Raw genomic sequence first — 7,054 nt, forward strand, 5'->3', positions numbered from 1 at the left:
CTCGACGCCGATCTCGGCGAGCCGCGCCCGGGTCGCCGGGCCGACGCCCCACATCAGCGATACCGGCAGGTCGTGCAGGAAGGCGATCTCCGTGCCGGGCTCGACCACCACCAGCCCGTCGGGTTTTGCGACCTGCGAGGCGATCTTGGCCAAGTGCTTGGTGCGCGCGACGCCGATCGAGATTGGCAGGCCGAGCTCGGCCTTCACCCGCCGCCGGATGGCGCGGGCGATCTCGTCGGGCGGTCCGAACAGATGCGTGCAGCCGGCGACGTCGGCGAAGGCCTCGTCGATCGAGATGCGTTCGACCAGCGGCGTGAAATCGTCGAGCACCTTGATCGCCGCGTCGCCGAGCCGCTGGTACTCGCTGAAGCGGCCGCCGACGAAGATCAGGTGCGGGCAGAGTTCGCGCGCCTTGCGGCCGGGCATGCCGCCGCGAACGCCAAAAACCTTGGCCTCATAGGAAGCCGCAAGCACCACGCCGCCGCCGACGGCGATAGGCTTGCCCCTGAGCGACGGGTCGAGCAGCTGCTCGACCGAGGCATAGAAGGCGTCGAGATCGGCATGCAGGATGGTGGCCGCTGTCGCCTGACTTTGCGTCATCCGTGGCGCCAATTCACCTTGCGGCGTTGCAGCATTAGCAACATCTGTTCGAAGGAATTGTTCTCGAACAGAAAGAGAACAAACGGGGTCTCTTGTCAAGCGGCATCGGAGCGCCGGCGACGGTGGGATCTGCGACCTGTCACGAGGATGCGGGATCCAGCCGGAATCTCGTTTTTTTGCCACGTCGAGCAAACGTCGGGAGCGCACGTGCAGCATCGACCAAGGTCGATGCCGAGAGGCAGGAACATCGTCCGGCCGACGGCGTTAGTGCGTGGTAGGGACGCCGTTTGCGGGAGGCCTGACATGGGCCAGTTCGAGATCACGGACCTCGTCTATATCGTCGATGCTTGCGTCACCGGAAGGGCCGCCGGGCGGCTCGTGTCGATGGCACGGGCGGTGGAGGAACTGCGTGTGCTGACCGGCGATTTCATCTCGCCGGACGAGGTGGCGGCGAACGAACTGTCGGCCGTGGCGCTCGAGCGCGGTTGCGCTGTGCTGTTCGACGAGCAGCCTGGCGCTGACATCCTCAGGGCGCCGTAAGTCCGATATACGCTGCTATATGTTGGGCGCCGCTCGGGGGTGGCGTCCATCACAACTTATTGAAAAATTGGGCTTTCAGGCCCGGCAAGCGACAAGTCGAGCGAAAATCTTAGCCATTCGTTTATGCATGCTTGCTCATATGGAAGCATGGCATCGCGCACCCGTTTTTTCATGGGGAACTTTCGCCGCCTGCTGGGAGCCAGCGGCGCGGGCGGCAACGTCGCCGTCATCTTCGCATTCGCCTTACCGGTCGTCGTCGGTGGCGCTGGCCTCGGTGTCGAGACCTCGCTCTGGTACTACAGCAGCCTGAAGCTGCAGGCGGTGGCCGATGCCGCGGCCTATGCCGGCGCGCTCGAGAAGATCGCGGGTTCCGACAACCCGACCATCGTCGCCGCCGCCACCCAGTCGGCGACCTCGAACAACTTTGTCGCGCCGGGCACGATAGAGGTCAACACGCCGCCTTTGTCCGGCCCGAACACCGCCAAGAAGGCGGTTGAGGTCATCGTCAAGCACAACCTCGATCGCTACTTCACGGCCATTTTCAACAGCACCCCGGTTCCGCAACAGGCGAGGGCGGTGGCGCGCATCACCGACGCCTCGAAGGCCTGCGTGCTGGCGCTCAGTCCTTCGGCCGTCCAGGCTGCGCTCTTTTCCGGCAACACCAGCGTTAACCTCACCGGCTGCTCCGTCATGTCGGACTCGGTTGCTGCGGACGCCATCAGGACGCAGGGATCGGCGACGCTCAAGGCCGACTGCCTGATCACGGTCGGCGGCATGGTGCTGAACAATCCGGTGACCACGACCTGCAGTTCCAACCTCACCCAGGCCCTGCCCGCATCCGATCCTTACGCCAGCCTGCCGACGCCGGCGGCCACGAACCCGTGCAGGAATGTCAACGGCAACAAAACCTCGCAAACGCTGCAGGCCGGCACCTACTGCAGCGGCATGGACCTCAAGGGCAATGTCGCGCTTTCTTCCGGTGTCTATGTCGTGCAGGGCGGTTTCAAGATCAACGCCAACGCGGTCATCACCTGCGCCGCACCCTGCACAGGCGTGACCATTTTCATGTCCGGCAGCAACACCGTCAGCATGAATGGCAACGCCACGGTGAACCTGAGCGCGCCGACTTCCGGTACCTATTCCGGCGTACTTTTCTATGGCGACAGGACGGGGACCGCGGCGCAGAGCACCTTCAACGGCACGGCGACGTCGCTCTTGACCGGCGCCATCTATTTCCCCAAGCAGCAGGTCAATTACCTCGGCAACTTCTCCGGCAGCGGCGGCTGCACCCAGGTCGTCGCCGACACCATCCAATGGTCGGGCAGCACGACCATCAAGCAGGACTGCACCAGTCTCGGGATGAAGGACATTCCGGCGACGCAGTCCGTTCAGCTCGTCGAGTAGCGCGCATGGTTGGGCGGACCCTGCGCATTTTCCGGGACAAGGCCGGGATAGCCGCCGTGGAATTTGCCATGGTGCTGCCCATCCTGTGCTTCGTCTGCCTCGGCATCGCCGACGGCTGGTCCTACGTGTCGAGCTACCTGCAGATGCGCGCTGGCGTCAAAACCGCGGCCAATCTGGTGATGGCCGGCGCGACCAACGACACGGGAACGCAGGCGGTCGCGCTGTCGAGCTGGAACAACAAGCCTGAAGATGCGGCGGTCGTGCTGGCTCGATCCTATATGTGCGGCGCCATGGTCGTGACCTCGACGACGATCTGCGGCGGAACCAAGCTGCCCACCGTCTTCGTCCAGATTTCGGCGACCGGCACCTGGGTGCCGCCGTTCAATTTCGGCGTCTTTCCGGATCCGCGCGTGATGACCCATCAGGAGGTCATCCGTGTCCGCTGAACGGATCGCCAGATGGCGCCGCGACCGGTCCGGCGGCGCCGGGCTGGAATTTGCGCTGATCGCGCCGTTCCTGGTGATGCTGCTGTTCGGGATCTTCGCGTTCGGCTGGTCGTTCAATGCCACTTCGACCGTCCGCTACACGCTGGAAACCTCGGCCCGTGCCTTGCAGCTCAACAACACGCTTACGCAGAGCCAGATACAAGCGATCGCCACGCAGAAACTGCTGGCGCTGGGCCTGAAGAACGTCGTCGTGACGATAGCGACCGATCCTGCCAGCGGGGGCTTCAAGATGGCGCATCTGACCGCCAGCTACGCCTTCGTCATCGAGTTCCCGTATTTCGACCAGTATCCGATCAGTTACGCAACGACAGTCACTGTACCCTTGGTTGCAAGCTGAGCATCTTGCCGCCAAAAGGTTTCACTTGATGTTCTGCAAGATGTTGCTGGCGTAACTGCGTCTCCCGATCAGTTAGGACTAAGGTCTGATCAGTATAGGGCTTCTGCGGCCCAAAGGGCTCAGCCGGCATCTGTCCGCGATAATCGTCTTTGATTTCAATATCTTATCTGTGTCGCCCGGCGCGTCGGTCGCGCATCGCTACTATATTTGTCTAAAGTTTACTTCTTCGAATTAGCAAATTTGCATACGACGGCGTTATAGCGGGTAGGCGAGGTGGCGAATCCCCGAGGAGGTACTATGACAACCCGAAAAACCCTGTTGGCGGCGGTGGCCGCGTTCGCTCTCCTGGCCACTCCCGCGTTGGCCGGCAACGGCAATGGCGGCGGCAACGGCAATGGCGGAAGCCATGGCAATAGCGGCGGCAGCCATGGCAATAGTGGCGGCGGCAATTCCGGCAAGAGCGGCACGCACGGCAATTCCGGCCAGAGCAAATCCGGCAAGAGCACGCATGGCAAGTCGGCGTCGGCGAAGTCGGGCAAGAAGACGCAGGCCGCCGTCGATGACGTCGAGGTCGCGGCCACGCCCAAGGAGAAGAACCTCCACGCCAAGCTCGGCCGGCTCAACTCACTGCAGCGCAACATCAACGCTTACATGAACTCCAAGAGCAAGAACTTCGCCGCAGTGCAGGCCTATGTGATGGCCTCCGCGAATGCCCAGAACGCCCAGGCCGCGGTCGAAGCCGCCAATCAGGCAGTCATCGACGCCCAGGCCGCACTCGACGCGCTGAATGCAAAGGCGGCCGACCCGACCACTCCGCCCGACGAGGTCCCGACCCAGGACGAACTCGATGCAGCGCAGGCCGCGCTCGACGACGCCAACCAGGCGGTCATCGATGCCCAGGCCAAGGCCGACGAAGCCGTTGCCGACGTCCCATCGCTCGACGATGCGCTTGCCGAGATGGCTAACAAGCCGGTCGACGACGAGGTCACAGAATGGGCCACGGGCGTGCTCGACGACAAGATCGACCAGGTAGCCGCCAAGCTGGCGGAGCAGGACGCCGCCGCGGCGACGACCGACGACACGACCACCGACCCGGCCGAAGAGGAAACGGAAACCGAGACGGCGGAATGAGTGAGTAGGGACTAGTGAGTAGCAAATAGTAGGGGCTGGCGGCATGCCGCCAGCCCCGTCCGTATACCGCTTGCTACCCAATTCCCTATTCACTACCCGCTTCCGTTCATCCCGACGGGGAAAACCACCGCTAACCCCATGTTCGGCATGGCAAATCTTCGCTTCCCAATGTAGTCTCCTGCGTCTAGGGGTTCAAAGGCATTGGGAGGACAAGAACATGCCACGGGTTTCGGAGCTCTTCTTCAAGACAGCCATCGTGTTTCTCATTCTGGGCGTCGCCGCCGGCCTGGAAATGGCCATATCGGGTGACCATGGCGCGTTCCCCGCGCATGCCCACATCAATCTGCTGGGCTGGGTCACCTCGGCGATATTCGGCGGCTACTACGCGCTCAATCCAGCCAAGGCGGCGCGGCGCATCGCGATGATCCACTACGGTCTCTATACGCTCGGCGTGGTGATCATGCTGCCTGCGCTCTACCTGCTGCTGCACGGCAACCCGGCACTGGAGCCGATCGTCGCCGGCGGCTCGTTGATCGTCGCCGCCGCCATCCTGCTCTTCGCCGTTGTGGTGTTCTCGCCCGAGCCGGTGCCGTCGGCCTCCGGCCTGCAGTCGGCGCCTCGCTGAGGGCGAAACTGCCGATCTCCCCCCTTGTGGGGGAGATGTTCGGCAGGACAGAGGGGCGAACGATCACCAGCTTCGGCGTGATCCGCTCCCTGCACAATCAGCTTCAATGATCTGGATAGTTGCTGACAGGCCGGCGGGACAGCGCCCCTCTGGTCTGCCGACCATCTCCCCACGGGAGAAGAGCCTGTCTCAGGCTTTCGCCAATCGCCGGTTACAGCAGTCGCGACAGGAAGGTGTGGATGATGCCGTCGCGCTCGAACGGTCCGGGCACCTTGGCGGGCAGCGAACTTTCGGTGGTCTTGGCGGCCGACGAGGCGCGGCCGTAGATGATGAGCAGCACGGCGATGAAGTAGCCCACCTGCAGCACCAGGGCGGCGACAAATGTCCAGCCCAGCGCTTGCCACAACGATCCCGTGTCCGCGTAGGTCCAGCCAAGGACCACGAGAATTGTTGCCGACATTCCCACAAGAAACTGCGGAAAATACATTTGCCCGATCGAACGCTCCGGATCTTGTTGCGGTCCGGAATGCCCGCCCATGTCTCTACCCTATTCGAGCGTTGCACCTTTCACGCATGGTCGCAAGTTGGCACCAGTGCCGCGCTCTGTTCTGCCTTTCGGCCAGTTGTATGCGACCTATGTCTTAGGACTTAGGACCTTGAGCCGCCCGGCGCAAGAGTTGTCTTGGTTGCTGCACCGGCATTTGAGGCGCGCCGCCTTTGGCGTGCCCGGCGTGACGCATCGCCGGGCACCCTTGCAGTCAGACCGCCATCTTGCCGATGATCTTCGCCATGTCTGCGGCGTCGAAGGCTTTCAACGTCTGCGTGCGCACATTGCCAAGCGATGCCACGGAGAGGCTGAGGGCCGTAGCCGCGATGTCGTCATTGGCCTCGACGGCCGCTACCACGTCGTGCTGGCCAAGGGTCCACAGCAGCGAATTCACCTTCACTCCGCTATCGGCGGCCATCGACTTGAATGCTTCGGCCCGTTTCACCGTGTCCTTGATGGATTTGGCGCCCTGCTCGGTGAAGTTCACAAGTATGACGTAATGCGACATGATTTCCTCCCATCGCGGTCGGGGGGCGTGCGGAAGCGTCTCCGCCGCGGCCGTTGTTTCTCCCGACGAGATCGTGCCGTTCAGGCGGCACGCGAGAAGGAATGCCGGCCGAGGCAGCTTACGGAGACTCTGCCGGCACTCCACGCGAAGATTGGGTGTTCTCCCCGCGCGGCGGCATATTAGCACCGGCGAATATTTGGGAAAGCCGTTTTCCCTGGAGTCCGCGGGTCTAGGCCTCGAAGAAATGGAATGTTCCGCGCCCGCCGGACTTGCTGCGGTAGAGTGCCATGTCCGCCTTCTGCAGCAGGTCGTCGCTCGTCACGCCATCGCCGGGCGCCAGCGCGATACCGACGCTGAGCCCGAGGACGAACGGGGTGCCGGCAACCGTGAACGGTTCCCGGAAGCGGTCGATGATGCGCGATGCAAGAGCGGCCGCATCCGTCTTTTCAGCGATGCCTGTTTGCACGATGGCGAACTCGTCGCCGCCAAGCCGCGCCACCGTGTCGTGGTCGCGCACCGCGCCGCGTAACCGTGCGGCGACGTCGATCAGAAGCCTGTCGCCGGCCTTGTGGCCGAAGCCGTCATTGACCGGCTTGAACTTGTCGAGGTCGAGATAGTGCACTGCCATCAGCGCGCCGCGCCTGGCGAGCGCCACCGCGCTGTGCAGCCGGTCGGAAAACAGCATGCGGTTGGGCAGGTCTGTCAGCGCGTCGTGGTGTGCCATGTGGGCGATCGTCGCCTGGTCGCGGCGCTGCTCGGTAACGTCGAAATAGGTGGTGACGAAGCCGCCGCCATCGATCGGCATGCCGCGCACCTCGACGATGGTCCCGTTCGGGCGGGTCCGCTCGTAGACATG

9 protein-coding genes and 1 pseudogene are annotated in these 7,054 nt (G+C 63.3%); 6 read left to right on the forward strand and 4 right to left on the reverse strand.

The window, feature by feature from the left end; translation table 11 throughout:
• A pseudogene (locus tag EN780_RS23550) lies at positions 1-600 on the reverse strand (DNA polymerase IV); the annotation flags it as partial.
• 303 nt (positions 601-903) lie between these two features.
• Here EN780_RS23550 and EN780_RS23555 point away from each other — a divergent pair.
• The 6 genes from EN780_RS23555 to EN780_RS23580 all read left to right on the forward strand — a co-directional run bounded on the left by EN780_RS23555 (position 904) and on the right by EN780_RS23580 (position 5,143).
• Positions 904-1,140 (forward strand): hypothetical protein, encoded by a 237-nt coding sequence (locus EN780_RS23555; protein ID WP_128275469.1) that lies wholly within the window; start codon positions 904-906, stop codon positions 1,138-1,140.
• A gap of 171 nt (positions 1,141-1,311) precedes the next feature.
• Positions 1,312-2,544 (forward strand): pilus assembly protein TadG-related protein, encoded by a 1,233-nt coding sequence (locus EN780_RS23560; protein WP_128275474.1) that lies wholly within the window; start codon positions 1,312-1,314, stop codon positions 2,542-2,544.
• Between the two features lie 5 nt (positions 2,545-2,549).
• Positions 2,550-2,990 carry a TadE/TadG family type IV pilus assembly protein gene (locus EN780_RS23565; protein ID WP_128275470.1) on the forward strand — a complete coding sequence of 147 codons (441 nt, stop codon included), beginning with the start codon at positions 2,550-2,552 and terminating at the stop codon, positions 2,988-2,990.
• Positions 2,980-3,387 (forward strand): TadE/TadG family type IV pilus assembly protein, encoded by a 408-nt coding sequence (locus tag EN780_RS23570; RefSeq protein WP_127284192.1) that lies wholly within the window; start codon positions 2,980-2,982, stop codon positions 3,385-3,387. Before EN780_RS23565 ends, EN780_RS23570 begins: the two co-directional genes overlap by 11 nt.
• A gap of 297 nt (positions 3,388-3,684) precedes the next feature.
• Positions 3,685-4,518: a hypothetical protein gene (locus EN780_RS23575; RefSeq protein ID WP_128275471.1), complete on the forward strand. Its 834-nt coding sequence runs from the start codon at positions 3,685-3,687 to the stop codon at positions 4,516-4,518.
• Between the two features lie 217 nt (positions 4,519-4,735).
• The gene (locus EN780_RS23580) at positions 4,736-5,143 is read left to right on the forward strand and encodes a hypothetical protein (protein ID WP_128275472.1); all 408 of its coding nucleotides are present in this window, start codon (positions 4,736-4,738) and stop codon (positions 5,141-5,143) included.
• 211 nt (positions 5,144-5,354) lie between these two features.
• Here EN780_RS23580 and EN780_RS23585 read toward each other — a convergent pair whose 3' ends face one another.
• The 3 genes from EN780_RS23585 to EN780_RS23595 form a co-directional block, all read right to left on the reverse strand.
• The gene (locus EN780_RS23585) at positions 5,355-5,681 is read right to left on the reverse strand and encodes an exopolysaccharide production repressor protein (protein WP_348627101.1); all 327 of its coding nucleotides are present in this window, start codon (positions 5,679-5,681) and stop codon (positions 5,355-5,357) included.
• Positions 5,682-5,901: 220 nt separating this feature from the next.
• Entirely contained in the window at positions 5,902-6,198 is a 297-nt protein-coding gene (locus EN780_RS23590; RefSeq protein WP_127284195.1) for a GYD domain-containing protein, read from the reverse strand.
• Between the two features lie 229 nt (positions 6,199-6,427).
• A partial coding sequence (locus tag EN780_RS23595; protein ID WP_128275473.1) for a sensor domain-containing diguanylate cyclase occupies positions 6,428-7,054 on the reverse strand: 627 nt, incomplete at its 5' end.

This window comes from Mesorhizobium sp. M4B.F.Ca.ET.089.01.1.1, assembly GCF_004022605.1.
GTDB lineage: Bacteria > Pseudomonadota > Alphaproteobacteria > Rhizobiales > Rhizobiaceae > Mesorhizobium > Mesorhizobium abyssinicae.